This is a genomic window from Mycobacterium sp. 050128, assembly GCF_036409155.1.
Taxonomy (GTDB): Bacteria; Actinomycetota; Actinomycetes; order Mycobacteriales; family Mycobacteriaceae; genus Mycobacterium.
In genome coordinates this window covers 959,172-983,193 of the sequence record NZ_JAZGLW010000001.1, presented here as the reverse complement: position 1 = coordinate 983,193, position 24,022 = coordinate 959,172, and the positions used below count along the sequence as shown (strand labels likewise).

Sequence of the window (24,022 nt, the reverse complement as noted above, 5' to 3'; positions counted from 1 at the left end):
GTAGGCGTTATGAAGCCATGAAGGCTATGAGGGCTCGGCTTCGGCGGGCGAGTGGTGGTCGTTGGCCAGGTGGCGCAGGACTCGTTCGTTGAGGGCGGCGAACATGTCGAGCTCGGCCGGAGTGAGCAGGTCGATGAAGTTGCGGCGGACGTCCTCGACATGCCCTGGCGCCGCCTTCTCGATAGCGGCGCGGCCGGCCGGCAGCAGGCAGACCATGGTGCTGCGGGCGTCGTCGGGGTTGGGCTCGCGGCTGATCAGCCCGTCCACCTGCATGCGCCGCAGTTGGTGGGAGACCCGGCTCTTCTCCCAGCCCAGGGTGTTGCACAGGTCCCGCGCGGGCATGCGGCCCCCGGCGTGAGCCGAGAGCACCGCCAGGATCTCGTAGTCGGCCCCGGACAGGCCCGATGCCTGCAGACCCCGGTTCAACTGCACGTCGAGTTGATGATGGGCGTGCTTGAAGGCCCGCCACGCGCGGTCTTCACGAGGGTCGAGCCAGTTTGGTCCCATCAGCCGGCATGATACCCGATTGGTTGACGATTCAACAATAAATACTACCTCGATCGCGCAGGAAGTTGCCAAGGCGGCCCGGCCAGCGCCAGCGTGGTGGAGGGCGTTCAACACAGTCTTCGGCGTTGTCCGTGGCTGGACGGAATGGGCCTGGTCGCGCTGGACGTGTTGCGCGCGCGGGCTGATCACTCAGGCTTGCGGACCTCGACGAGCAGCCGGGTCGAGTGCGCGACGAACGGTCCCTCGCTCTCGATCTGTTCGTGAAGTTCCCGCAGCCGGTCCCGATAGCGCTCCACAGTGAAGTCCGGCACCGTCCAAACCACTTTGCGCAGGAAGTAGATAACGGCGCCGATGTCGAAGAATTCGGCCCGCAGCCGTTCCATGCGCAAGTCCACGATCTGTAGGCCCGCAGCCTGTGCCTGCGCGCGCACGGTGTCCGGATGCAACTCGGCCCATATCTCCAGTTGCGGCGCGGTGAAATATTCGACCAGCTCGCGCACCGTGGCGGGCCCGATGTGTTGCGCGAAGTAGGTGCCGCCCGGTCGAAGCACCCGAAGGATCTCCGCCCACCACACGGAGATCGGATGACGCGTGGTCACGAGGTCGAACGCTTCATCAGCGAACGGCAACGGTGGCTCATCTCGGGTCGCCACGAGCACCACGCCGAGCGGATGTAAGCGTTGGGTTGCCAGGGCCGCGTTTGGGGGCCAGGTCTCGAGCGCCGCCATGGCGGGAGGAAACGGTCCCGCACCGGCCAGCACCTCCCCGCCTCCGGTGTGAATGTCCAACGCGGCCGACACCGTCGCCAAACGTTTGCTCAGCAAGCGCTGGTAGCCCCAGGACGGCCTTTCCTCGGTCGCGCGGCCGTCGAGCCAGGAGAAGTCCCAGCCGTCAACGGATACCGAATCGGCTTCGGCCACCAGATCTTCGAATGTTCGAGACATACATTGCATCCTCGTCAAGTGTCGATCGAACGTCGTGCAAGCGATCGTAGGCATGCTCGACACAATGGCGACAGCAGATCAAACTTCTGGATGGCGGCGTGCAGCGTACGAGCAATCCCGAAGGGTCGAAGGTTATGAGACATGCAACGTATGTCATCGCCTCCACTCCTCGTTCGGGTAGTTCACTTCTGGCCGCCGGCCTCGTTGCGACTGGAGTTGCCGGGCGGCCCGAGGAGTACTTCACGCCCGACCACATCGGGGCCTACAAAAAAGATCTCAAACTGCCGATGGATTGCTCATGGGACGAATATCTGGCGAAGGTCATGGCGTTCGCCGGGACGCCGAATGGCGTTCGGGGCGTGAAAATTCATTGGCGGCATGTCGTTTCGCTTGCGCAGGCCCTGGCTTTGGGTGGCGATCCGGGAGTTGTTCTCGAAAAACTCTTCCCTGCGGCAGTTTTCGTCAACATCGTCCGCGCTGATCAGCGCGCGCAGGCCCTTTCGCTGTTTCGTGCCGAAACGACCGGCGAGTGGTTTCGTTCTCGCGGATCATCGCGAAGTGTGCGCCCCTGGGGGCTCTATATGGCTCGGCCTACACCCGGCGAGGCCGCGGTCGATCTCACCCGCGTCGCGCCGACATACGAGCAGATAGTGGAGATAGAAGGCGGTCTCAAAGCCGAACAGGCAGCGTGGATCGACTACTTCACCACTCGGCGTCGTACCGTTCTGACGGTCCAGTACGAAGAGCTCGACGCGAATTATGCCGGTGCGATTGCGCGAGTTCTGCAGTTCCTCGGCGCCGATCCCGCGCGTGCCGCCGACTTGCCCAAGCCCCCGCTTGAGCGTCAGTCCGACCACATCAACGACAGCTGGCGGCAACTGATTGACCGAGAGCATCGTCATAAGTCGACGCCGAAAGGCTCGTGATCGCGCCGGAGCGTGGTCCCGTGTTCGAGCAGCGTCGATGTTGGGATCGGTAGCAACACGCTGGGTGTGCACTGACCGCGACGAGATAATTCGCGCTACCCCAGGGAGTTCCCATGAGGATTGCCGCCATGGCACTTGCCGGTCTCTTGGCCGGCACATCGCTTACCGCTGGTCCCGCCCAGGCGGCCGTGCTGGCCGGGCCGCTGCAAGCCCACGGCTATCCGCTGCAGCCACCGCCCGGTCCTGTTGTCGATCCCGATCCATTGGTGGCGGTGCAGAACTTTCAAGCCCACATCTCCGATCTGCACGACAATTGGGATGCCCTCAGCCCGGACGAGCGGAATCGGCGGCTACAGGCCTTACAACAGGAGGCCCCTGTGGTCGAGGCCGAGACTCGCAATCTGCCGCCGGGTCAGCAGCTGCAGGTCGAGGGCATGCTCTTGTCGGCGATGTTTCAGCTGACCGATCTTCTGCGGCGAATGCGATAGCTCGACGTCTCGGGTGGAAGCCGTGAGCTTCGCTACACGGCGGCGGACGGTGTCGACGAGTGCGGCGCGCGGGCACCGGTCATGGGCTGTCTCCTTAATTCAGGGCCCGGTCGAGGTTGATCGCGGCACTAATGAGTGCCAGATGAGTAAAGGCCTGAGGGAAGTTGCCGACCTGGTCACCGGTCGCGCTGACCTGTTCGGCGTACAGCCCAACGTGATTGGCGTAGGTGAACATCTTTTCCAGTGCGAGCTGAGCGTCTTGACGGCGACCCGCGCGGGTCAGCGCCTCGACATACCAAAAGGAGCAGATCGAAAACGTTCCCTCCTCGCCGCCGAGGCCGTCGGAGGAGGGGTTGTAGCGAAATACCAAGCTGTCGGTCACTAATTCGCGTTCGACGGCGCTCAGTGTCGTCAGAAACTTGGGGTCAGCCGGCGACAGGAATTTCAGCATGGGCATCAACAGCACGCCGGCATCGAGCCGGTCACCGTCTTCCGTCTGAGTAAAGGACTCAAGCTCACTGTTGTAGCAGCGGGTCATAATGCGCTCATAGATCTCGTCGCGCGTTTTCGACCACGCGACAATGTCACCGGGCAGTCCGCGCTGGCGGGCGATACGGATGGTTCGTTCGAATGCCACCCAGCACAGCAGCCGGGAGGTGGTGAATGCGTGCGTGCCGTCGCGTACCTCCCACATACCAGCGTCGCCGCGGTCCCAGTTGTCCATCAACCAGTCGACGACTCTGACCACGTCATGCCATGCTGCGTCGCTGATCCCCGGGCCGTACTTGTTGAATAGATACACTGAGTCAATCAGCTCTCCGTAGATGTCGAGCTGCAACTGGTCGACCGCTTGGTTGCCAATCCGCACCGGCTTGGAGTTGTGGTGGCCCGAAAGATGCTCCAGTTCAACTTCTTTCGCAGGGACGTTGCCGTCGATGTCGTACAGCACGCGCAGTGGCCCCAGTTCGCCGTCGTCGTCCTCATTGCCCAGCCGTTCGGACAACCAACGGATGAACGATCGTGCCTCATCGGTGAAGCCGAGCCGCAACAGCGCATACAAGCTGAAACCCGCATCCCGCATCCACACGAAGCGGTAGTCCCAGTTACGGCCTCCGCCAACGTATTCGGGGAGGCTCGTGGTCGGTGCGGCGATCACAGCTCCGGTGGGCTCGTGAGTCAGGAGTTTGAGCGTGATCGCTGAGCGCTGCACCATCTCACGCCACCGGCCGACGTAGCGGGACTGGGAAAGCCAGTCGCGCCAGTAGTGTGTGGTCGCGGTCAATAATGAGTCGGTGACGTCAAACGCGTCTGCCGACGGCTCGTCCTCGCCGTCGAGTACTTCCAACACGAACGAAGCAGCGTCACCGTTGCTGAGTTGCAGTTCGGCGCAGACGATCCCGTCATCGATGCTGAGTTCGCTCGATGCCGTCAGCCCTAAACGGATGCCGCCGCCGGTGATAAGGACACCGCCGCCGGCGCGGCGGGCTGTGCCTGACTGACGCGCGTAGTCGGGTCGAGCGTCCAAGCGCATCCGCACGTCGATTGTGCCGCGCACGCTGCTGACTCTGCGCACCAGTCGCTGGCGGTGGCCGGCGTCGTTCTTGGCCATCACGGGCATGAAGTCATGGACCTCGGCGACCCCTTCGGCGGTGAGGAAACGTGTTATCAAGACCGCGGTGTCGGGAAAGTAGAACTGATGGGTTTTGGTGACGTCGCGCGCCGGGGCTAATTGCCAACTACCGCCGTGCTTTTCGTCGAGGATGGCACCGAACACCGAGGGCGAGTCGAAACGCGGAACGCAGAGCCAATCGATGGTGCCGTCGGTACCCACCAAGGCGCAGGTCCGTAGATCCCCGATGAGGCCGTGCTCGGCGATGCCCAGCCGTTCGTCACTCATCGGGCAGCCGCCAGCCACGCGGGCCTGCCAGCTCGACCGCCTCCTGCGGGCCCCACGAGCCCCGGGCGTACGGCTGCGTGCGGGGCGGAGCATCAAGCACGGGTTGGCATACCTGCCATAGCCGGTCGACCTCATCGGCTCGAGTGAACAACGTTTGGTCGCCGCGCATAACATCGAGCAACAACCGCTCGTAGGCCTCCAATGGAGCGTCGTCGGGATCCTCGTCGGCGATGTTCAGTTCGAGTTCCAGCGGCAAGAGATCGAGCTCTGGCCCGGGGCGTTTCGCGTTCAGGCCGACCCTAAAATCGGGGGAGTCAGACAGTTCGAGGACCAGTTGATTTGCCTCATAGTCAGTTTTACCGAAGCGACCGGACGGCGGCGTGCGCAACGTCAGTGTCACCGTGCGACGCGTTGCGGCCAAAGCCTTTCCGGTCCGCAGGTAAAACGGCACACCGTGCCACCGCTCGGTATCGACGAATGCTTCCAGCGCGACGAATGTCTCGACTGTCGAGTCCTCGGCGACGCCGACTTCGTCGCGGTAGCCTTCGTACTGGCCGAATATCGCCCGGTCGGGGTCTAGGGGACGCATCGCGGTGAACACTTTGGCCTTCTCGTTGCGCAACTGGACCGCATCGAAGTGCACCGGGGGTTCCATTGCGATGAATCCGAGCACCTGGCACAGGTGAGTCGAGATCATGTCGCGAAAACAACCGGTCGACTCGTAGAAGGTGCCGCGCTCCTCAACCGTCAACTTTTCGGGCACATCGATCTGTACCGAGACGATATGCTCACGCGTCCAAGCGGATTCGATCAACGTGTTGGCGAATCGCAGCGCGAGAATATTCTGCACGGCCTCTTTGCCGAGGAAGTGATCGATGCGGTACACCTGCTGCTCATCGAAGACATCTTTCAGCGCCGCGTCAAGGTCACGTGACGACACCAGGTCCGTGCCGAATGGCTTCTCGATCACCACGCGCACGCCATCGGTCAGGCCTTCGCGCCCCAGCATCCCGACCATCGATTCCATCGCGGTCGGCGGCACCGACAGGTACACCAGAACCCGGGCGTCGTTGCCAAGGTGATCTCTAGCGGAGCGCACCGCGGTTACCAACTCGGCGCCGTCGTTCGCGTCCGAGGTCTGAAATGTCAAGCGGCTCAACAGGGCATCGACGGTGGCTCCGTCGGCGCCGTCGACAGCATCGTTAAGGGCGGAACGTATGTGGTCGCGGAACTCGTCGTCGGAGCCGGGCGAATGCCGGCCCGAGCCGATGATTGCGTACTGATCAGGTAGGCGCCCGGCCGCGGCCAGATGGTAAAGACCGGGAAACAGCTTGCGCTTCGCTAAATCACCACGCGCGCCGAACAAGACGAATACGTGTGGTGGTAGTTGGTCGGGTTGCCCGGTCATTGCGCCACCGTCTGGGCGGCAGTGCCGAAGCTTGTGGCTGCGAGCTGGAGTGCGACGCAGAAGCGGAAGATGGTTATTGCACTCGCCTTTCATTAATTCCGACTCGTGATGGTGGCGACGCGATCGCTCAGTCTGCTACCCCAAGGGATGCGTACGCGGCCTCCGACTAGTCGTCGGTGCGCAATTCCCAGGGCTGCCAACCGAGAGCCTTGGCCATGTTCTGCTGGAGCGCGACGCCGGCCGGCAGTGTGCGGTAGAAGATTCTCACCTCGGCGATTTCGCCGCCCCCGTTGAGCTGAACCAAGAAGATTCCGTCGACCGCGGCGTCTCCGATCTGCAGACGGAAGAGCGCGGCGTGGTGGGTGTCACCACTGAGGACCTCCGTGTAGGTGTCGTCGGTCGACAGTTTGTTGACGCTTCGAATGGTTTCCACGACCGCGTCGCGGCCGCTGACCGGGTCATCGCCGAACGGCCCGTAGATCACCACGTCTTCGGCGAGTAAACGGGAGAGGGTGTCGGTGTCGACGCCATCGCGGCCGGCGCCGTTGATGCATTCAACGAATGATTCCAGCGTTTCGCGGTGCGGGGCGAAGGAGTTCATGGGGTTGCTCCTGTGTCTTCGTTGGCGGCGAAGTAGTGGCCGTTGTCCAGATCGGCGAGCAGGCCGAGTTCGACTGGATCCCAGCCCAAGGTCTGGCGGGTGATGAGGTTGGATGCCGGGTAGTTCTTCGTGACCAGGCTCGCGAGGGGCCCGAAGTACCCCGGCACCATCAGTTCGTCCACGGGAACGCTCACGACGGGCAAGTCCAGACGGCTGCCGATGGCCTCGGCGATCTCGCGGAGCGATATCCCCTCGTCCTGGACCGCGTGCCAGTACCTGCCAGCCGGACCCTTCTCCAGCGCCAAGCGGAATAAGGAGGCGACATCGCGGATGTGCACGGCGCTCCACGCGTTCGCGCCGTCGCCGGGGTATCCGGCGAAGCCCTTGTCCTTCGCGAGAGCGATCAGCTGCGGGAGGAAGCCGGCGGTATCGGTCGTGCTGTGCGCGATGAGCGGAAGCCGGACGATCGATGACCGCACTCCCTGCTCGGCCAGGCCGACGACAGCGCGTTCCACCACGTTGCGAGCCCGCAGGGTGCCCTTGTCCTGCTCCCTGCTGGGAAGGGCCGGGTCCTCCTCGGTGGCCGGCCGGCCCAAGCCCTGCCCGGGGCCGCCGATGCTGCCGGCCGCGACCAGCGGCTTTCCGGTTCCGGCGAGTGCCTCGCCGTAGGCGTGCATGATCGGGAGCTCCGCGGCGGCCACGGCGGCCATCCCGCCGGTGGGAAGCAGGTCTTGCCGGTGGGCGACGTGGATGACACCGTCGGAGTCCGCAGCCGCCTCCTTGAGCCCGTCGAGATCCTCGAGGCTGCCGCGACGCACCGTCGCGCCCAGCGCAGAGACCGCCGCCGCGGATTCCTCGGACCGGGCCAGGCCGGTGACCTCGTGTCCGGCGCCGATGAGTTCGGGGATGATGTGCGAGCCGGCATGGCCGGTCCCACCAGTGATGAAAACGCGCATGTGAGTGTCCTTTTCGGATTGGATGGGGATTGGAGGCGTCGGTAGTTCAGTCCAGAACCGTGATGCCCAGGGCGAAGTCGGTGTGCTTGAGGGTGTTCGTCAGGTTCATTTCCAGCAGGCCCGCGTTCTCCAATGCCTGCGCCAGGGGCAGCGGCCCGGCATCCATGGGACGCAGTCCCAGGCTCTCGATGAACACCGATACTTGGGCCTTGGCCTGCGCGTCGTCGCCGGCGATGAACACATCTAGCGAACGGCCCTCGGCCGCAGAGAGCACGTTGGCAAACAGGGTGTTGAACGCCTTGACGACATGCGCGCCGGCCGGAGCGGCTTTGGCGATCTCCTGAGCCCCGGAGCTGCCCTCGGGGGTGACCAAGCCCGAGATATCGGAGTTGGCGGGGTTGGTGATGTCGATGACAATCTTGCCGTTCAGAGCGTCCCCGTACGCGCTGACCACATCCGCCGCGCTGGCGTACGGCACGGCGAGAATGACGATGTCGCCGGCTGGCGCGGTTCCGGCCGTCCCGACGGTGGCGCCGTCGAGCGTGGCGGCCAATTCGTTGGCTTTGGCCGTGTCGCGTCCGATGATCTCGACGGCGTTGCCGCTCGCGAGGGCGCGCTGGGCCAGAGCGTTGGCCATGGTGCCCACGCCGATGATGCTGATGCTGCTCATGGGATATCCCCTCTCGGTTGACGAACATAAAGTTGATGACTCAACCATAAATCAAGATTGATGATGCGTCAACCAACGAGGTAGAACGGAGCCGATAACGCCGAACGGGCGCAACCCCCGTGATGAAGGGCCAGGCTGACCTCGGTTTATGCGGATTATGAGCTCGTCGCGCATCTCAACCGAGGCCGACGGGGAGTCGCATGCTGGTGGCGCCGGCTAACGATCGGTTCGGGCGGTACGAAAAATCGGGGGTGATGCGTCAACCAATTGGGGTAGTATCAGGGCCGATGGCAACCAACTGGCTGAACGCTCGCGAAGACCGTGCATGGCGAGCCTTCATCTACGCGAATCATCAACTAGTCGTGCGCCTGAACCGGGGCCTGCAGGCATCGGGCCTGTCCGGGGCCGACTACGCGGTCCTCGAAGTGCTCTCGGCTCACGCCGGGGACCGCATGCCCGCGCGGGACCTGTGCAACACCCTGGGCTGGGAAAAGAGCCGGGTCTCCCACCAACTGCGGCGCATGCAGAAAGACGGACTGATCAGCCGCGAGCCCAACCCCGACGACGCGCGCAGCACCATGGTCTGCCTACTGCCGGGCGGCCGCGCCGCCATTGAGAAGGCGGCACCTCGGCACGTGGAGGACGTCCACCGCAACTTCATCGACCTGCTCACTCCGGCGGAGCTCGACATGCTCGCCACCCTCAACGAACGAATCCTGCACCACCTGGCCACAAATCACGACTCCCCCGCCGACGCCGAACCGTTATAACCGTGTTCGCCGGCCACGCGCGCCTGGGCTTCGCCACCTCATCCCAGCGGCGTGGAGGATTCCCTGACCGCTTCCACGGAAACGGTGACCTCAACGGTGTCTCCGACCATTAGCCCGCCTCCAGATAGCACGGGAGTGTCGGTCAGGACGCCGAAATCGCTACGCTTGAGCTTGATTACACCTTCGAACCCCGCCACCTCACCGCGACCCATGCCCGGGCTCACGCCCAGAAACGAAAACGCCAGTGGTACGCGTTTGCTAGTTCCGCGCAGGGTGAAATCGGCCTCGAGCACCCAGTCGTCCTTCCCGACGCCGTGTATACCGGTCGAGACGAGGGTCGCGACGGGGAACTGGTCGACGCCGAAGATGTCGGGGGCCCGTAGGTGGTGGTCGCGGTCCGGGTTGCCGGTGTTCACCGATCCGACCGATATGGTGACCGAGACGCTCGGAGTTCCGTTCTCGGGCACCGTGATCACGCCGGAGAAGTCATCGAATCGCCCATGTACCTTGCCGATCACCAGGTGGCGAATCGAGAAGGTGATGGACGAATGGACGGGGTCGATCGTCCCCGTGCCGGGGGTGAGCTTGCGCTCGACGGTTGAGGTGACCTCGGTGCTCTGCTCGCGTTCCGACGGCAGTTCGTAGAGATTCCGCAAGACCAGGGCATTGCGGGCCTGGATGAGTACGCCACCCTCGTCGATGCGTCCGAGTTCGATCGGGGCGAAGCCGAGATCGGTGCACAGCCCGGCTACCACAGCGCTCGCCGCGGAGTCGTTGCTGGAGACGAAAACGACGCGTTTCCCGAACTCGGGTGGACGCTTCTCGGCGAATTGCCTTGCGGCGGTTTGGTTGAACGACTTGACCACCGCGGCGCCGGGGAAGGCCTCGGCGTTGAAATCAGTCGACAGGCGGTCGCCGAGGATCTCCTTGGCCTCGGGCACCAGGAAAGCGTTCGTCGCGTCGACGACGATCTTGCCGGACCAGTCGGCACGGCGCCGACCCAGCTCGCGGACCTGAAGGAAGGGGATCGACAGGATGACCACGTCGGCATCCAGGGCCGCGTCCAGGGTGGCCGGCGTGATCGAGTCGGACAGTTCGGTGACGTCGATCGTCTCCGGGCCTCGCGTGTTGGCCCAGAGTGCTGGGACCTGGTGATCGGAAAAGTGTTGCGCCAGAACCGTGCCGACGGTGCCGGTGCCCACGATGGCGTACTTCACGGTGCTGGTCATCGCACGACCTCCGCGATCCGAACGACCGCGATAAAGGCCGCCAGGGCTAGGAATACGGCGTTCACGGGCCACTGCTTGTACTCGGCGCGTCGGCCGTGGAACACCGCCGCGCCCACCTGCAGCAGCACCAGGCCGACGGCTGCGGCGGGCGTCAGGATGGGTGCAATGCCGGTGAGCCACGGGAGGATCAGGCCGAGAGCGCCGGCCACCTCTACGCCGCCAATGAGTTTGATCGACGTCGCAGACAACGCCTCGGCGGCGCCAGCCGTGGAAGGGTTGTCCGCCAGGCGCTTCTTGGGCGTCAGCACTTTCATACCACCGACAAAAAGATATGCGGCGGCGAGTAATCCGGACGCGATCCATACCGCGATGTTCACGTTGGCTCCTCGAAGACGTGTGTGTACGAACAGGGCCATTAGTTGAAGCATCAATTAACCTACAGGCATTAATTTGATGCGTCAACTAATGGCGTCTCGCATCGGACTCGCTCTCACGTTGATGCGGACCACCCGTGCCGTGGGTTGGTTGCCGCGCCGGCGCCGTTGAAGGTTGAAGGTTGAAGGTTGAACTATCCTGCAAGCTGGAGGAGGTCCGGATGACAGCTGGGCGATCGGAAACCATTGGGTCGTCGCGGTGACGCGGTCCGAGCGTGAGCGTCGTCAACCCGAAACGGTGTGGCTCGACGACGACCAGCAGCGGGCGTGGCGTCAACTCCTCTCGATGATGATGGAGCTTCCAGCGGCTCTGGAAAGCGATCTGCAGCGCACCACCGGACTGACGACGTTCGAGTACCTCGTGCTGGCGAATCTCTCGGAGGCCGACAAGAGGACGCTGCGGATGTCGGAGCTTGCCGCCAGCGCGAACTCCTCGTTGTCGCGGTTGTCGCACGTGGTCAGTCGCCTTGAGGGCAACGGGTTGGTGGTGAAGCGCGTCTGTGCCGAGGACGGCAGGGTGAGCGTGGTCGAGCTCACGAAGGCGGGATGGCGGCGCGTCGTCGCGGCGGCCCCCTTGCACGTCGCGAAGGTGCGCGAACTGGTGGTGGAGCCGTTGACGAAGGCTGATCTGATCAGGCTCGGCAGAGCGGCCCAGGCCATCACCGATCGGATCGCCGAGTCGGGTTAGCCGGGTCTCGCACTTGCGCTCTCATTGCACTATCGATTTAATAGCAGGGTTACTTAAAGATAGCGGTTAGCGTTGGCGGTACTCCCGATGCACCGGGTGGGCACTGTTCATGTTGATCGACCTATCCCCGCCGCCCGGTTCCCGCGAGAGGTCCGCTATGCCCGTGTATCAATGTGTCAGCTCTGCGGGGCGGCTGTCCGCCCAGGCCCGCGCCCGCATCGCGGAGGACATAACCCGCTTACACTGCGAAGTCACCGGCGCACCAGCAGCTTTCGTCAACGTGCTGTTCTCGGAGTACGTCAGCGGTGAGTTGTTCACCGGCGGCCAGCCGTCCCAGAATTCGTTCATTGCCGCAGAGATCCGGGCGGGCCGCGACTTGGACACCCGCCAGGCACTGCTGCGGGAACTGAGTGGGATTTGGACCGAGGCGACGGGTCAGAACGAAGCCCAACTGCTGGTCGCGATCAAGGAAACTCCTGCCGAGAATGCAATGGAGGCCGGACTGATGTTCCCCCAGCCCGGCGAGGAAGCGCAGTGGATGAGCGAAAACAGCGACAAGCTGGCAGCGCTCGGATGGAACGTCTCCACGTAGCATGCCCAAATGACACGCGTGCCAGGCAGTAAGGACTGGCTCCCGTACTGCCCGTACTACGCAGTGGCCGGTGACATTCTGAGCCAGCGATGGGCCGCGCTGATTCTGCGCGTGCTGGTGGCTGGGCCGGCGCGGTTTGGCGAGATCTCTTCGGCCATCCCGAACATGACCGACCGACTGCTGTCTCAACGACTCAAGGATCTTGAGGCGGCCGGGCTTGTCGAACGTACCCTCGGCGACGGCCGTCCAGTGCGAATTCAATACCAGCTCACCGAGAAAGGCGTCGAGCTTGGCGCGGTCCTGCTCGAACTCAACAGGTGGGCATTGAAGTGGGTGAACCCCGAGGAAGTGGAGTGGCCGACGTCCGTCGACTGAACTCTTTGGCGCCACTCCATCGCGCGCAGCGCGTTGTGCGGAATCGGCGGCTGAACGCCGCGGTTACTGAACTGCGGTTTTATGGAGCCGATGACGGGAATCGAACCCGCGTATTCAGCTTGGGAAGCTGATGTTCTGCCATTGAACTACATCGGCGCGGTTGCCCAAGAAGGCTAGCATCCGGGTGCGCAACCAGCCGCGACTGTCGAATGCCGACGCGGAATTGCGGCTATCCACTGAAATTTAAAATGCTCACATTTATTCTTTCGTTATCATGCCGTAATGTGCCGTGAGTGGGCCGGCACAGGTTAGCCAAGAAGCGGCGGAAGTCGCCGGTTGCCCTGGCAGCGATGCTGGCCCCTGCCGCAGTCATCTTCGCGGTGTCCGGAGACGTCGGCCCATTCGTCACTCCTGCGGAAGCAAAGTCCGTTATTGGTGACGTCGCTCCGAGCCGATTGGAAATAGTCGCGGCGGAAACGAACTTGCCGCATAGCTTCGCAGCCGCCGGTGCCCCCGATCGCCAGCCGATGGCATCCCGGTATCACGTTCGATCCCGCTTCTTGCCCGTCGGGCTCTGCTCGGAACAGGGCCTGCAGGTGCGCACGATCCTGGCGTCGCGCGCCATCAGCGCTACATTCCCCGAGATTCACGAAATCGGCGGTGTGCGACCGGATCCGCTGCCCTGGCATCCTCTCGGCTTGGCGCTGGACGTGATGATTCCGAACCCCGAGAGCGCGCAGGGCATTGCGCTGGGCAACGCGATCGTCGCCTACGTGCTGAAGAACGCGAACCGATTCGGCATCCAGGACGCGATTTGGCGCGGCGTCTACTACACGCCCAACGGCGCACAAACGAGCAGGCTCGGCCACTACGACCACGTCCACGTCACGACGACCGGGGGCGGCTACCCCAAGGGTGGCGAAACGTACCTCGCCGACTGAACACGGGACAACGCAGCAGATAGGCTCGTCGCGTGCTGCTCTCCGATCGTGACCTCAGGGCTGAAATCGCTTCCGGCCGGTTGGGCATCGACCCGTTCGACGACACTCTTGTACAGCCATCGAGCGTCGACGTTCGCCTCGACAGGATGTTCCGGGTGTTCAACAACACCCGCTACACCCACATTGACCCCGCCAAGCAGCAGGACGAACTGACCAGCCTGGTGGAACCCGCCGAAGGGGAGCCGTTCGTGCTGCACCCGGGCGAGTTCGTGCTTGGCTCGACCCTGGAGCAGGTCGCGTTGGCCGACGACCTTGCCGGGCGTCTGGAAGGCAAGTCGTCGCTGGGCCGCCTCGGCTTGCTGACGCACTCGACCGCCGGCTTCATCGATCCCGGCTTCACCGGTCACATCACCCTCGAGCTGTCCAACGTCGCCAACTTGCCCATCACGTTATGGCCAGGCATGAAGATCGGTCAGCTGTGCATCCTGCGTTTGACCAGCCCAGCTGAACACCCCTACGGCAGTTCCCGGGTTGGTTCGAAGTACCAGGGCCAGCGCGGACCGACACCTTCTCGCTCCTACGAGAACTTCATAAGAACTACATAGCTGCGGCGGGCTGCCCACTCAGTCTTTCTAAGGAAGTATGTAGTAGTCGGGGTCGTTTCTTCCGGTCCGGGCGTGGCTTGTCGCGCAACGCTTTTGGAGTGGTTCTTCGTGGATATCGTGCTCGGGGTGTCAATCGCACCGACTTCGGTTCAGATGATCGTGGTCGAGGGCGAGAACGCCGACGGCGCCCTGGTGGAAGAGGATCAGTTTCCCCTGGGCGCAGCCGACGACACCCAACCCGCAGCCGTTTCCGATCGGGTGATCTCCGCGATTCTTGGCACCCGCGAGGGAGCCGCCGATGCCGGGCTGGAGCTGTCCTCGATCGGCGTGACGTGGACCGACCAGTTGCACGCAGCCGTGCTTCGCGACGCGCTGGCTTCCTACAAGCTCGAGAACGTGATGCTGGTCTCGTCGTTCCTCGCCGCCGCCGCACTCGGTCAATCCGTCGGCGGCGCAATGGGTTACGACACCACGGCAGTGCTGTTCGTCGAGCCCGACACCGCGACGCTGGCCGTCGTCGAGACCTCCGACGGGTCCATCACCGACGTCTACAAGGAACAGATCATCGCCGAGTCCTACGACGAGGCCACCGCGCAACTCACCGGAATGATCTCCTGGCTCGATGAGCTGGAGACACCTCCCGGCGGGGTGTTCGTGGTCGGATCGGGCGTCGACGTCGGCCCGATCACGCCGGCATTGGATTCCGCGACCGCGCTGACCGTGAACGCGGCGGAAGAGCCCGAGACGGCGCTGGCCCTAGGGGCCGCGCTGGCATCGGCCAACGCGCCGCTGTTCGCATCGTCGACGGCGGCGCTGGCCTACGCGCAAGACCCGGGCACCGGCGTCGTCCATCCGGCTGCCGGGCCCGAATACCTTGGCGTGCCGTACCTTTCCGACGCGACGCTCGGACGCGATGAGCTCGCCTACAGCCTGGTGTCCGACGAGGATGCCGACGCGCCAACCGTCGTGATCGATCCGTCCGACTTGGGCGGCCCGGACCTAGGCCAGCCGCGTCGCAGGCCGGTGCTGTTGGTCGGCAGTGGGATGGCGGTGGTCGCCGTCAGCGCGGTGGTCGCACTGGAGATCGCACTGGCCATCGGCATCCGCACCACGAACGTCGCTGTGCAGCCCAGTCCCAACCAAAACCTCATCGTGCCAACACAACCGGCCTCCGCGCCCCCGCCGGCTGAGGCGTCGGTCGCTCAGCCGAAGATCGTCTTGCCCGCCCCCGCCGCGGCGCCCAAGCCGTTGCATCCGGCGTTGGCGGCACCGCTGCCGGCCGCTCCGGCTCCCGCCGCTTTGCCGCCACTACCCGCGGCTCCTGCTCCGATTGCTCCGGTGGTGCCGGCTCCGGTCCTGGTGCCGATCCCGGTGCCCCAGATCCGCATGCCAGCTCCGGAATGGCTGATGACTCCGCCGGTGATCCAGGCGCCACCGCGACCGGTGCCGCCACCCGTGGTAGTGCAGCAACCGCCGCCGGTGGTGGTGCAGCAACCGTCGCCGGTGGTGGTGCAGCAACCGTCGCCGGTGCACATCCCGGAGCCACCGGCGTCGGTACCGCAGTCACCGCCGCATCAGGCTCCTCCCGAATCTGGCCCTGGCGGCCAGGGCGGTTGGCACGTTCCGCCGCCTGGTTCGGGTTCGGGTGGTGCCAACGGTGGCGGCCCGGGAGGCTTTCCCGGCTGGGGTCCCGGTGGTCCTGGTGGTGGGCATGTTCCTCCGCCTAGCACGGGTTCCGGCGGCGGTGGCCACGGTTCGGGTGGTCCCGCCGGCGGCGGACCGTTCGGTGGCGGGCCTGGCCACGGTGGCGGTCCTATCGGCGGTGGCCCGATCGGTGGCGGTCCTGTAGGCGGCGGACCCAGTTCTGGCGGTTCGGCTGGTGGTGGTCCGTTCGGCGGAGGAGGCCACGGCGGCGGACCTATCGGCGGCGGTCCCATCGGCGGCGGACTCGGTGGCGGAGGTGGCCTCGGCGGAGGCGGCGGACCGATTGGTGGTGGCCCGATTGGTGGTGGTCCGTCAGGTGGTGGTCCGTTCGGTGGAGGTGGTCACGGCGGCGGTCCCATCGGCGGCGGCCTCGGTGGGGGAGGTGGTCTCGGCGGAGGCGGCGGAGGTGGCCTCGGCGGAGGCGGCGGACTCGGTGGCGGCGGCGGTCACAGCGGCGGTGGCGGTGGCGGCGGCTTTGGCGGCGGTCACAGCGGCAGTAGTGGTGGCGGCGGTGGCCATCACTAGCCATCTCGACCCGCGCGACCGCGCTCAAAGGTGCGTAAAATCGGGTCGCTAGGGGAATACAGGGTGGGGACTCGCGCCGTCTCGAGGTAGCCGGAGCCTGCGATGACGACGTCCTCCACAGCACTGTCTAGCAAACGACATCGGGGAGGGGCATTGGACACCGTATTGGGGGTGTCGATGGCGCCGACGGCAGTCCGGATGGTTCTGGTCGAAGGCGAAAATGGCGATGGCGCCACCGTCGATGAAGACAATTTCGACGTCGCTTCCGACGACGATGCGGCCACGACGAGCGCTGCGGATCAGGTGGTTTCGGCGATCCTGGGAACCCAGGAGGGTGCGGCCCAGGGCGGCTACCAGCTGACGTCGACCGGGGTCACTTGGACCGACCCCATCGAGGCGGCCGCTCTGCGCGACGCACTGGCCGCGCACAAGGTCGAGAATGTGATGTTGGTCTCGGCCTTCCTGGCCGCGGCCGCCCTGGCGCAGGCGGTCGGCAACGAAACCAATTACGCGCAAACCGCGCTGCTGTTCATCGAACCCGACACCGCGACCTTGGCGCTTGTCGACACCGCCGACGGGTCGATCGCCGATGTGCATCGTCAGCCCCTGCCCGAAGACGATGACGCGGCGGTCGCACAACTGGCCACGATGGTGTCCGAGGCTGAGACCCTGGATACCCGTCCGGGCGCGGTATTCGTGGTGGGCTCCGGCGTCGATGTTCCGCTGATCAAGCCGGCCCTGGAGGCCGCGACGACGCTCCCGCTGGCTATGCCCGAGGAGCCCGACACCGCGCTGGCTCGCGGCGCCGCCCTGGCGTCGGCCCACGCGCCGCTGTTCGCCTCGTCCACCGCTGCACAGGCCTACGCGCAGGACCCCGGCACCGGTGCCATCGACCCCTTCGCGATCGCCCCAGGTTATTTCGACAGCCCGGACTCCGGCGAGGGTGCGTTGGCGTACAGCGCCGTTCCCGAGAGCTATGTCGACGCCTACACAGGCGAGCACACCGCCGCCACCTCACTCACCGACTACCACGAAACCGACTACCCGGAACGCAGGTCGTTTGGGCTGGTAGGCAGTGTGGTGGCGTCGATCTTCATCGTCGGGGTGGCGGCGCTGGTTGTTTCGCTGGCGGTCGCGATCCGGCCGACGGCCGGGGTGAAGCCCGTTCCCAGCCACAACATCGTCGCCCCCGCCACACCGGCGCCTGCGGCTCCGGCGCCCGCCGCGCCCGCACCGGCTCCTGCGGCTCCCGCGCCCGAGGCGGCCCCGATCCGGGCTCCGGCGCCTGTTCCTCAGGCGCCCGCTCCGGCCCCGATACTCGACGCTCCGGCGCCGGTTCCGGTCCAGGTCCCGGACGCACCTGCGCCGATACCCGACGCACCCGCGCCGGTTCCGGTGCCGGCGGCCCCGGCTCCCGCGCCCGTGGCGCCGATTCCCGTCCCGATCCCGTTGCCGATACCTCCGGTTATCGGTGTGCCCGGCGTGCCGATTGGGCCCGGCGGTGGTGGGTTCCCGGGCAACCAAGGCCGCGGCGGTGGTGGCTTCCCCGGTAACCAAGGTCCCGGCGTTGGTGGCTTCCCCGGCGGCGGCCATGGCGGGGACTTCCCCGGCGGCGGCGGTCACGGTGGCGGCGGCCTTCCCGGCTTCCCCGGTGGTGGTGGCGGCGGTCATGGTGGTTTCGGCGGCGGACACGGCGGGTTTGGCCGCCATTAGGTCTCCGAGAGCCAGCTGTCACCTCCCGTTTGCCTCCCGCTCAACACAGCGATGCAGTTAGCTCATCGCGGCCACCTACACACGGTGGTATGCGATGCACCGTCTTCGGCACTGGATATCTGGGTGCTACGCACGCAGTCGGCATGGCTGTGCTGGGACACGAGGTCGTCGGGGTTGATATCGACCCAGGTAAGGTCGCCAAGCTCGCCGCGGGTGACATCCCCTTCTACGAGCCCGGTCTCCGAGAGTTGTTGACCGACAACCTGGCTACCGGCAGATTACGATTCACCACCGACTACGACTTGGCGGCCGAATTCGCCGACGTGCACTTCCTGGGCGTCGGTACGCCGCAAAAGAAGGGCGAGTACGGCGCCGACCTCAGCCACGTCAACGCCGTCATCGACAACCTCGTACCCCGACTGACCAGGCCGGCCGTCCTGGTCGGCAAATCGACTGTGCCAGTGGGCACTGCGGCCGAGCTCGGCGTGCGCGCCGCTGCGCTGGCGCCCGCGGGGGTCGACGTCGAAATCGCATGGAATCCGGAGTTCCTGCGTGAGGGACACGCGGTGCATGACACCTTAGAGCCGGACCGCATTGTGCTTGGTATCCAACAGGATTCGTTGCGTTCAGAGATCGTCATCCGCGAGTTGTACGCACCAATCCTCGCCGCCGGTGTGCCTTTCCTCGTAACCGATTTGCAGACAGCGGAATTGGTTAAGGTTTCAGCCAATGCCTTTCTCGCGACCAAGATCTCGTTCATCAACGCAGTCTCCGAGGTCTGTGAGGCCGCGGGGGCCGACGTTACGCTGCTCGCCGATGCGCTCGGGTACGACTCCCGCATCGGGCGTAAATTCCTGAACGCGGGCTTGGGTTTTGGCGGTGGCTGCCTGCCCAAGGACATTCGAGCTTTCATGGCCCGCGCCGGTGAGCTGGGCGCCAACCAGGCGCTGACGTTCCTGCGCGAGGTGGACAGCATCAACATGCGCCGGCGCACCAAGATGGTTGAGCTGGCCACCGCGGCGTGCCGCGGTTCGCTGCTGGGCGCCAACATCGCCGTGCTCGGAGCGGCTTTCAAGCCCGAGTCCGACGATGTCCGGGACTCACCGGCGCTCAACGTCGCCGGTCAGCTGCAGCTCAACGGGGCCGCGGTCAACGTCTACGACCCGAAAGCCCTGGAAAACGCGCGCCGCCTGTTCCCGACGCTGAACTACGCGGTGTCGGTGACCGAGGCCTGCGAGGGCGCGGACGCGGTCCTGGTGCTGACCGAGTGGCAGGAATTCACCGATCTAGACCCGGACGACCTCGCCGACCGGGTGCGGGCCCGCGTCGTGGTCGACGGCCGCAACTGCCTGGACGTCGAGCGCTGGACGCAGGCGGGCTGGAAGGTGTTCCGGCTCGGGGCGCGACGTCCCTAGATCGCACCCTTGGCGAGTAGCCTGATCGCGTGGACTACGCCGCAGCCTTCGTCGACGAAAACCGGTCTTTTTCGGAGCTTTTCCGCGATGTCGACGAATCGCTGCCGGTGCCGACCTGTTCGGAGTGGAGCCTTAAGCAGCTGTTCCGCCATGTCGGCCGCGGCGATCGCTGGGCGGCCCAAATCGTGCGCGAACGACTCGACCAGCCGCCCGACGTCCGCAGTGTCGAAGGCGGCAAGCCGCCACCGGATCCCGCCGACGCGATCTCCTGGTTGCACGGCGGAGCCCAACGCCTGCTCGACGCCGTCGAGCTGTCCGGCGTCCAGACACCGGTATGGACCTTTCTCGGTGAGCGCCCAGCGAATTGGTGGATCCGACGCCGACTGCACGAGACGTCGGTACATCGCGCCGACGCGGCCATCGCGCTCGGGCGCGAATTCACCCTCGATCCCGCCGTCGCGGCCGACGGGATCACCGAGTTCCTCGAGCGCATCGCGGTCCAGGCCGGCAGCAATGGCGCCCCGCTGCCGCTCGAAGAGGGCCACACCCTGCACCTGCACGCGACCGACCCCGGGCTGGGCGAAGCCGGTGAATGGACGATCAGCGTCGCGGACGGCGGCGTCGTCTGGTCACACGAGCACGGCAAGGGCAGTGCGGCGCTACGCGGTGGTGCCACCGACTTGTTGCTGGCGATGGCGCGTCGAACTCAGCTCGGCGACACCGGTATCGAGATGTTCGGCGACGACGTCGTCTGGCAAACCTGGCTGCAGCGCACGCCTCTCTAGCAACGTCGGGGAAACGACGTGCTGAGAAGTGGTACACGGTAATTTTTAGTCCATGACCACATCCGAGATTGCCACCGTGCTGGCTTGGCACGACGCTCTCGTCAGCGCGGACATCGAGACCTTGGCGGCCCTATCCAGCGACGACATCGACCTGGGTGACGCGCACGGAGCAGCGCAGGGCCATGAAGCGCTGCGCACCTGGGCCTCCTCCAACCCCGCGACCACCGAACTCGGCAAGATGTACGTGCACGACGGCGTCGTGGTCGCCGAACAAGCGGGCGGCGCTCCCGGCGCGTTGGCGTTCCGCGTTGTCCACGACCAGGTCACGTCGGTGTTCCGTCATCAGGACTTAGCGTCGGCGCTGGCCGCCACCGAACTCACCCAGGCCGACCTCGTCACCTAGGACTTAGGAGCCACTACATGCGCGGAATCATCTTGGCCGGCGGTTCGGGCACGCGCCTGCACCCGATCACGATGGGCATCAGCAAGCAGTTGCTGCCGGTCTATGACAAGCCGATGGTCTACTACCCGTTGTCCACCTTGATGATGGCCGGAATCCGCGACATTTTGGTGATCACCACCCCGCACGACGCGGCCGGCTTTCAGCGACTGCTGGGCGACGGTTCGCAGTTCGGCATCAACCTCAGCTATGTCGAGCAGGAGAGCCCCGACGGCCTGGCACAGGCTTTTGTCCTGGGCGACAAGCACATTGGCAATGACTCGGTGGCTTTGGTATTGGGGGACAACATCTTCTACGGTCCGGGACTGGGCACCAGCCTTGATCGCTTCCAATCCATCGACGGTGGAGCGATTTTCGCGTACTGGGTGGCCAACCCGTCGGCCTACGGTGTAGTCGAATTCAGCCCCGACGGCCTGGCGTTGTCACTAGAGGAGAAACCGGCCACGCCGAAGTCGAATTACGCGGTGCCCGGGCTGTACTTCTACGACAACGACGTCATCGAAATTGCCAAGAGCCTGAAGCCGTCGGCACGCGGCGAGTACGAGATCACGGACGTCAACCGGATCTATCTGAACCGCGGCCGGCTTGCGGTCGAGGTGATGGCCCGCGGCACCGCCTGGCTGGACACCGGAACCTTCGACTCGCTGCTCGATGCCAGTGACTTCGTGCGCACCCTGGAACGACGGCAAGGCCTGAAAGTCAGTGTGCCCGAAGAGGTTGGGTGGCGGCGGGGTTGGATCAACGACGACGAGCTGGCCACTCGTGCTCGCACGTTGCTCAAGTCCGGGTATGGCGGCTACCTGCTGGAGATGATGGAGCGGGGCTGAGCTCGCCCGGTTTGGCCAGCACGGCGGCAATCGCCGTGGTCAACGGCACCGACAGCGCGAGCGCAATTCCGCCCACCGCGGAGCGCACGAGTTCGATGGCCACGCTCTCGCTGATCAACACGTCGCTCAGCGATCGATTTGCGACGCTGAAGAGCAACAGCAGCGGCAGCGAGCTGCCGGCGTACGCCAGCACCAGCGTGTAGACGGTGCTGGCAATGTGATCGCGCCCCACCCGAATTGCGCTCAGGAAGATCGTCCGCCGCGAGGTGTTGCCGCCGACATGGGCGAGCTCGAAGACGGTCGACGCCTGCGTCACCGTCACATCGTTGAGCACACCCAGCGAGCCGATGATGAATCCGGCGAGCAGCAGCCCACTGATCGACACACTGCCCAGATACGCGCTGACCGCCGAATTCTGTTCATCCGACAGCCCGGTCAAATGCGCTAATTCGATTGCCCCCCAGGATAATCCGGCGGACAACAGCAACGCCGACAAAGTGCCGAGCAGGGCGGCGCTGGTGCGCAGGCTGACTCCGTGGGCGAGGTAGATGACCACGTACAGGATCGCCGCCGACGCCACCAGGGCCACCGGAACCGCGGGCGCGCCGTCACGCAGCGCCGGCAGCAAGAAGACCACCAGCACCAGAAACGCGACCACGATACCGACCAGCGCCAGCAACCCGCGCCAGCGCGCGACCGCGACGATGACCAATGCGAAGGCCAGGGCCAGCCCCACCAGCGACCAGCCGCGCTCGAAGTCGTAGAACGCGTACGTGGTGGCGCCTTGCGGGTCGACCTGGCGCACCACCCGGATGTGGTCGTCCGCTTTGAATTGCGGCTGGCCGGGACCGGGCGAGAACTCCAACAGGGTTTTCGCGCCGGCATTCGGCCCCGAGTCGATTGCGACCAAGGTCTCTACGCATCGTCCCGCGCCCGGCGTCCCCGGCTGCGGAGCCGTGGTGAGCACCTGACTGGCCGATGGGCTGCCGCAGTCGGCCAGCCCGCTGGACAGCACATGCGCGCGCTCGGTGGTTACCGCCCCGCCGGTCGCGCTCTGAAACGGCATCGGGATGTCGACATGTTGGCGGCTCGGCCACAACAACACCGCACCGGCAATCACGGCTATCCCGATCGCGACCAACAGCCCCACGACGATTTTGGCGGGCAGCGGTCCCAGCGGGGACGGTCCTGACGACAGGTTGTGCGAGTGCGAATGGGTCACCCGCTCCACCGTAGAGGCGGCTTACTGCCGATAGGCGGTCAGGAAGTTGCCCAGCCGTTCGATCGCCGCCGACAGATCACGTGCCCACGGCAGGGTCACGATGCGCAGGTGATCGGGGGCCGGCCAGTTGAAGCCGGTGCCCTGGCCTACCAGGATCTTCTCTTGCAACAGCAGGTCGAGGACCAGCTGTTCGTCGTCCTCGATGTCGTAGACCTCGGGGTCCAGCCGCGGAAACGCGTACAACGCGCCATCCGGCTTGACACAGGACACCCCGGGAATCTGGTTGAGCTTGGTCCATGCGACGTCACGTTGCTCGAGCAGCCGGCCGCCGGGCAGCACCAGGTCGTCGATGCTCTGGTGACCGCCGAGGGCGACCTGGATCGCATGCTGGGCAGGCACGTTCGGGCACAGCCGCATGTTGGCCAGCAGGCTGATTCCCTCGATGAAGCTGCCGGCGTGGTCCTTGGGCCCGGTGATCGCCAGCCAGCCGGCCCGGTACCCGGCCACCCGGTAGGCCTTCGACAGACCGTTGAAGGTCAGGCACAGCAGGTCCGGCGCGAGCGTGGCCAGGCTGATGTGCTTGGCGTCGCCGTAGAGGATCTTGTCGTAGATCTCGTCGGCCAGCAGCAGCAGCTGGTGCTTGCGTGCCAGCTCGACGATCTGGGTGAGGATTTCACGGCTGTACACGGCGCCGGTGGGGTTGTTCGGATTGATCACAACCAGCGCTTTCGTGCGCTCGGTGATCTTCGACTCCATGTCGGCGATGTCGGGCTGCCAGCCCTGGGTCTCGTCGCACAGGTAGTGCACCGGCGTGCCGCCCGCCAGGGATGTCGACGCCGTCCACAACGGGTAGTCGGGGGACGGAATCAGCACCTGATCGCCGTTGTCGAGCAGGGCTTGCAGCGTCATCGTGATCAGCTCGGAGCACCCGTTGCCCAGGAAGACGTCGTCTACGTCGAAACGCGGGAAGCCGTCGACCAGCTCATAGCGGGTGACCACCGCGCGCCGGGCCGGCAGGATGCCCTGCGAATCCGAGTAGCCCTGCGCGTAGGGCAGCGCCTGGATCATGTCGCGCATGATCACGTCGGGCGCGTCGAAGCCGAATGGCGCCGGGTTGCCGATGTTGAGCTTGAGGATGCGGTGGCCCTCGGCCTCGAGCCGCGCAGCGTGCTGGTGCACCGGGCCGCGGATTTCGTACAGAACGTCCTGAAGCTTGGACGACTGCGCGAAGGTCCGCTGCCGGTGGTGGCCGGGGCTGTGCACGGGCACCTGGTGAGTGGTCACATCACCAATGGTGCCATCGCCGTCTACCGATTTTTGCTGATAGAGGCCAATCTGTG

The 24,022-nt window shown here is 65.2% G+C and carries 25 protein-coding genes and 1 tRNA gene; 14 read left to right on the top strand and 12 right to left on the bottom strand.

Going from position 1 to position 24,022, the window contains the following annotated elements; translation table 11 throughout:
• Positions 1 to 24: 24 nt before the first annotated feature.
• Positions 25 to 507 carry a MarR family winged helix-turn-helix transcriptional regulator gene (locus SKC41_RS04820; protein WP_330976574.1) on the bottom strand — a complete coding sequence of 161 codons (483 nt, stop codon included), beginning with the start codon at positions 505 to 507 and terminating at the stop codon, positions 25 to 27.
• A gap of 185 nt (positions 508 to 692) precedes the next feature.
• Complete coding sequence (locus tag SKC41_RS04815) at positions 693 to 1,451, bottom strand: methyltransferase domain-containing protein (protein WP_330976573.1); 759 nt, start codon at positions 1,449 to 1,451, stop codon at positions 693 to 695.
• Between the two features lie 98 nt (positions 1,452 to 1,549).
• On the opposite strand from SKC41_RS04815, the gene SKC41_RS04810 reads away from it, so the two are divergent.
• Positions 1,550 to 2,377, top strand: coding sequence for a Stf0 family sulfotransferase (locus SKC41_RS04810; protein ID WP_330976572.1), 828 nt, complete (start codon positions 1,550 to 1,552; stop codon positions 2,375 to 2,377).
• Positions 2,378 to 2,490: 113 nt separating this feature from the next.
• A complete protein-coding gene (locus tag SKC41_RS04805) occupies positions 2,491 to 2,865 on the top strand; it encodes a hypothetical protein (RefSeq protein ID WP_330976571.1) in 375 nt (124 codons plus the stop codon).
• 94 nt (positions 2,866 to 2,959) lie between these two features.
• Here SKC41_RS04805 and SKC41_RS04800 read toward each other — a convergent pair whose 3' ends face one another.
• From SKC41_RS04800 to SKC41_RS04780, 5 genes are all read right to left on the bottom strand, one after another.
• Positions 2,960 to 4,762: a glycoside hydrolase family 15 protein gene (locus SKC41_RS04800; RefSeq protein ID WP_330976570.1), complete on the bottom strand. Its 1,803-nt coding sequence runs from the start codon at positions 4,760 to 4,762 to the stop codon at positions 2,960 to 2,962.
• A complete protein-coding gene (gene zwf, locus SKC41_RS04795; RefSeq protein ID WP_330976569.1) occupies positions 4,755 to 6,170 on the bottom strand; it encodes a glucose-6-phosphate dehydrogenase in 1,416 nt (471 codons plus the stop codon). Before zwf ends, SKC41_RS04800 begins: the two co-directional genes overlap by 8 nt.
• A 166-nt stretch (positions 6,171 to 6,336) precedes the next feature.
• Positions 6,337 to 6,771, bottom strand: coding sequence for a nuclear transport factor 2 family protein (locus SKC41_RS04790; RefSeq protein WP_330976568.1), 435 nt, complete (start codon positions 6,769 to 6,771; stop codon positions 6,337 to 6,339).
• Complete coding sequence (locus tag SKC41_RS04785; protein ID WP_330976567.1) at positions 6,768 to 7,727, bottom strand: SDR family oxidoreductase; 960 nt, start codon at positions 7,725 to 7,727, stop codon at positions 6,768 to 6,770. The genes SKC41_RS04790 and SKC41_RS04785 overlap by 4 nt, the downstream gene beginning before the upstream one ends.
• A gap of 46 nt (positions 7,728 to 7,773) precedes the next feature.
• Positions 7,774 to 8,397 carry an NADPH-dependent F420 reductase gene (locus SKC41_RS04780; protein WP_330976566.1) on the bottom strand — a complete coding sequence of 208 codons (624 nt, stop codon included), beginning with the start codon at positions 8,395 to 8,397 and terminating at the stop codon, positions 7,774 to 7,776.
• A 287-nt stretch (positions 8,398 to 8,684) separates the two neighbouring features.
• On the opposite strand from SKC41_RS04780, the gene SKC41_RS04775 reads away from it, so the two are divergent.
• Positions 8,685 to 9,167: a MarR family winged helix-turn-helix transcriptional regulator gene (locus SKC41_RS04775; protein ID WP_330976565.1), complete on the top strand. Its 483-nt coding sequence runs from the start codon at positions 8,685 to 8,687 to the stop codon at positions 9,165 to 9,167.
• 38 nt (positions 9,168 to 9,205) lie between these two features.
• Here SKC41_RS04775 and SKC41_RS04770 read toward each other — a convergent pair whose 3' ends face one another.
• Both SKC41_RS04770 and SKC41_RS04765 read right to left on the bottom strand, forming a co-directional pair.
• Complete coding sequence (locus tag SKC41_RS04770; RefSeq protein WP_330976564.1) at positions 9,206 to 10,396, bottom strand: YceI family protein; 1,191 nt, start codon at positions 10,394 to 10,396, stop codon at positions 9,206 to 9,208.
• Positions 10,393 to 10,773 (bottom strand): DoxX family protein, encoded by a 381-nt coding sequence (locus tag SKC41_RS04765; RefSeq protein ID WP_330976563.1) that lies wholly within the window; start codon positions 10,771 to 10,773, stop codon positions 10,393 to 10,395. The genes SKC41_RS04770 and SKC41_RS04765 overlap by 4 nt, the downstream gene beginning before the upstream one ends.
• A 256-nt stretch (positions 10,774 to 11,029) precedes the next feature.
• On the opposite strand from SKC41_RS04765, the gene SKC41_RS04760 reads away from it, so the two are divergent.
• From SKC41_RS04760 to SKC41_RS04750, 3 genes are all read left to right on the top strand, one after another.
• Positions 11,030 to 11,518, top strand: coding sequence for a MarR family winged helix-turn-helix transcriptional regulator (locus SKC41_RS04760; protein ID WP_330976562.1), 489 nt, complete (start codon positions 11,030 to 11,032; stop codon positions 11,516 to 11,518).
• Positions 11,519 to 11,675: 157 nt separating this feature from the next.
• Complete coding sequence (locus tag SKC41_RS04755; RefSeq protein WP_330976561.1) at positions 11,676 to 12,110, top strand: tautomerase family protein; 435 nt, start codon at positions 11,676 to 11,678, stop codon at positions 12,108 to 12,110.
• Positions 12,111 to 12,119: 9 nt separating this feature from the next.
• Positions 12,120 to 12,485: a winged helix-turn-helix transcriptional regulator gene (locus tag SKC41_RS04750; RefSeq protein ID WP_330976560.1), complete on the top strand. Its 366-nt coding sequence runs from the start codon at positions 12,120 to 12,122 to the stop codon at positions 12,483 to 12,485.
• Between the two features lie 82 nt (positions 12,486 to 12,567).
• Here SKC41_RS04750 and SKC41_RS04745 read toward each other — a convergent pair.
• Positions 12,568 to 12,641: transfer RNA gene (locus SKC41_RS04745), tRNA-Gly, on the bottom strand.
• A 137-nt stretch (positions 12,642 to 12,778) separates the two neighbouring features.
• Between SKC41_RS04745 and SKC41_RS04740 the strand changes: the two genes are divergently transcribed.
• The 8 genes from SKC41_RS04740 to rfbA all read left to right on the top strand — a co-directional run bounded on the left by SKC41_RS04740 (position 12,779) and on the right by rfbA (position 21,460).
• Positions 12,779 to 13,426, top strand: coding sequence for a hypothetical protein (locus SKC41_RS04740; protein WP_330976559.1), 648 nt, complete (start codon positions 12,779 to 12,781; stop codon positions 13,424 to 13,426).
• Between the two features lie 32 nt (positions 13,427 to 13,458).
• Positions 13,459 to 14,031, top strand: a complete 573-nt coding sequence (gene dcd, locus SKC41_RS04735; protein ID WP_330976558.1) for a dCTP deaminase — start codon at positions 13,459 to 13,461, stop codon at positions 14,029 to 14,031.
• A 153-nt stretch (positions 14,032 to 14,184) separates the two neighbouring features.
• Complete coding sequence (locus SKC41_RS04730; protein ID WP_330978751.1) at positions 14,185 to 16,260, top strand: DUF7159 family protein; 2,076 nt, start codon at positions 14,185 to 14,187, stop codon at positions 16,258 to 16,260.
• Positions 16,261 to 16,413: 153 nt separating this feature from the next.
• Positions 16,414 to 17,973, top strand: coding sequence for a DUF7159 family protein (locus tag SKC41_RS04725; RefSeq protein WP_442931559.1), 1,560 nt, complete (start codon positions 16,414 to 16,416; stop codon positions 17,971 to 17,973).
• 89 nt (positions 17,974 to 18,062) lie between these two features.
• Positions 18,063 to 19,388 carry a UDP-glucose dehydrogenase family protein gene (locus tag SKC41_RS04720; RefSeq protein WP_330976557.1) on the top strand — a complete coding sequence of 442 codons (1,326 nt, stop codon included), beginning with the start codon at positions 18,063 to 18,065 and terminating at the stop codon, positions 19,386 to 19,388.
• Between the two features lie 29 nt (positions 19,389 to 19,417).
• The gene (locus SKC41_RS04715; protein ID WP_330976556.1) at positions 19,418 to 20,173 is read left to right on the top strand and encodes a maleylpyruvate isomerase family mycothiol-dependent enzyme; all 756 of its coding nucleotides are present in this window, start codon (positions 19,418 to 19,420) and stop codon (positions 20,171 to 20,173) included.
• A gap of 52 nt (positions 20,174 to 20,225) precedes the next feature.
• On the top strand, positions 20,226 to 20,576 hold the full coding sequence (locus SKC41_RS04710; protein WP_330976555.1) for a nuclear transport factor 2 family protein: 351 nt from the start codon (positions 20,226 to 20,228) through the stop codon (positions 20,574 to 20,576).
• Between the two features lie 17 nt (positions 20,577 to 20,593).
• Entirely contained in the window at positions 20,594 to 21,460 is an 867-nt protein-coding gene (gene rfbA / locus SKC41_RS04705; protein ID WP_330976554.1) for a glucose-1-phosphate thymidylyltransferase RfbA, read from the top strand.
• Here the strand turns inward: rfbA and SKC41_RS04700 are convergent.
• The gene (locus SKC41_RS04700) at positions 21,411 to 22,682 is read right to left on the bottom strand and encodes a YibE/F family protein (protein ID WP_330976553.1); all 1,272 of its coding nucleotides are present in this window, start codon (positions 22,680 to 22,682) and stop codon (positions 21,411 to 21,413) included. The two genes, rfbA and SKC41_RS04700, sit on opposite strands and share 50 nt — an antisense overlap.
• Before the next feature lie 21 nt (positions 22,683 to 22,703).
• A complete protein-coding gene (locus SKC41_RS04695) occupies positions 22,704 to 24,017 on the bottom strand; it encodes a pyridoxal phosphate-dependent aminotransferase (protein ID WP_330978749.1) in 1,314 nt (437 codons plus the stop codon).
• Between the last annotated feature and the right edge of the window lie 5 nt (positions 24,018 to 24,022).

Coding starts and splice junctions, on each gene's coding strand:
- SKC41_RS04720 (WP_330976557.1), top strand. CDS start 18,063: ATGCGATGCACCGTCTTCGGCACTGGATATCTGGGTGCTACGCACGCA.
- SKC41_RS04815 (WP_330976573.1), bottom strand. CDS start 1,451: ATGTCTCGAACATTCGAAGATCTGGTGGCCGAAGCCGATTCGGTATCC.
- SKC41_RS04820 (WP_330976574.1), bottom strand. CDS start 507: ATGGGACCAAACTGGCTCGACCCTCGTGAAGACCGCGCGTGGCGGGCC.
- SKC41_RS04790 (WP_330976568.1), bottom strand. CDS start 6,771: ATGAACTCCTTCGCCCCGCACCGCGAAACGCTGGAATCATTCGTTGAA.
- SKC41_RS04805 (WP_330976571.1), top strand. CDS start 2,491: ATGAGGATTGCCGCCATGGCACTTGCCGGTCTCTTGGCCGGCACATCG.
- SKC41_RS04785 (WP_330976567.1), bottom strand. CDS start 7,727: ATGCGCGTTTTCATCACTGGTGGGACCGGCCATGCCGGCTCGCACATC.
- SKC41_RS04710 (WP_330976555.1), top strand. CDS start 20,226: ATGACCACATCCGAGATTGCCACCGTGCTGGCTTGGCACGACGCTCTC.
- rfbA (WP_330976554.1), top strand. CDS start 20,594: ATGCGCGGAATCATCTTGGCCGGCGGTTCGGGCACGCGCCTGCACCCG.
- SKC41_RS04730 (WP_330978751.1), top strand. CDS start 14,185: ATGATCGTGGTCGAGGGCGAGAACGCCGACGGCGCCCTGGTGGAAGAG.
- SKC41_RS04755 (WP_330976561.1), top strand. CDS start 11,676: ATGCCCGTGTATCAATGTGTCAGCTCTGCGGGGCGGCTGTCCGCCCAG.
- SKC41_RS04780 (WP_330976566.1), bottom strand. CDS start 8,397: ATGAGCAGCATCAGCATCATCGGCGTGGGCACCATGGCCAACGCTCTG.
- zwf (WP_330976569.1), bottom strand. CDS start 6,170: ATGACCGGGCAACCCGACCAACTACCACCACACGTATTCGTCTTGTTC.
- SKC41_RS04800 (WP_330976570.1), bottom strand. CDS start 4,762: ATGAGTGACGAACGGCTGGGCATCGCCGAGCACGGCCTCATCGGGGAT.
- SKC41_RS04750 (WP_330976560.1), top strand. CDS start 12,120: ATGACACGCGTGCCAGGCAGTAAGGACTGGCTCCCGTACTGCCCGTAC.
- SKC41_RS04775 (WP_330976565.1), top strand. CDS start 8,685: ATGGCAACCAACTGGCTGAACGCTCGCGAAGACCGTGCATGGCGAGCC.
- SKC41_RS04770 (WP_330976564.1), bottom strand. CDS start 10,396: ATGACCAGCACCGTGAAGTACGCCATCGTGGGCACCGGCACCGTCGGC.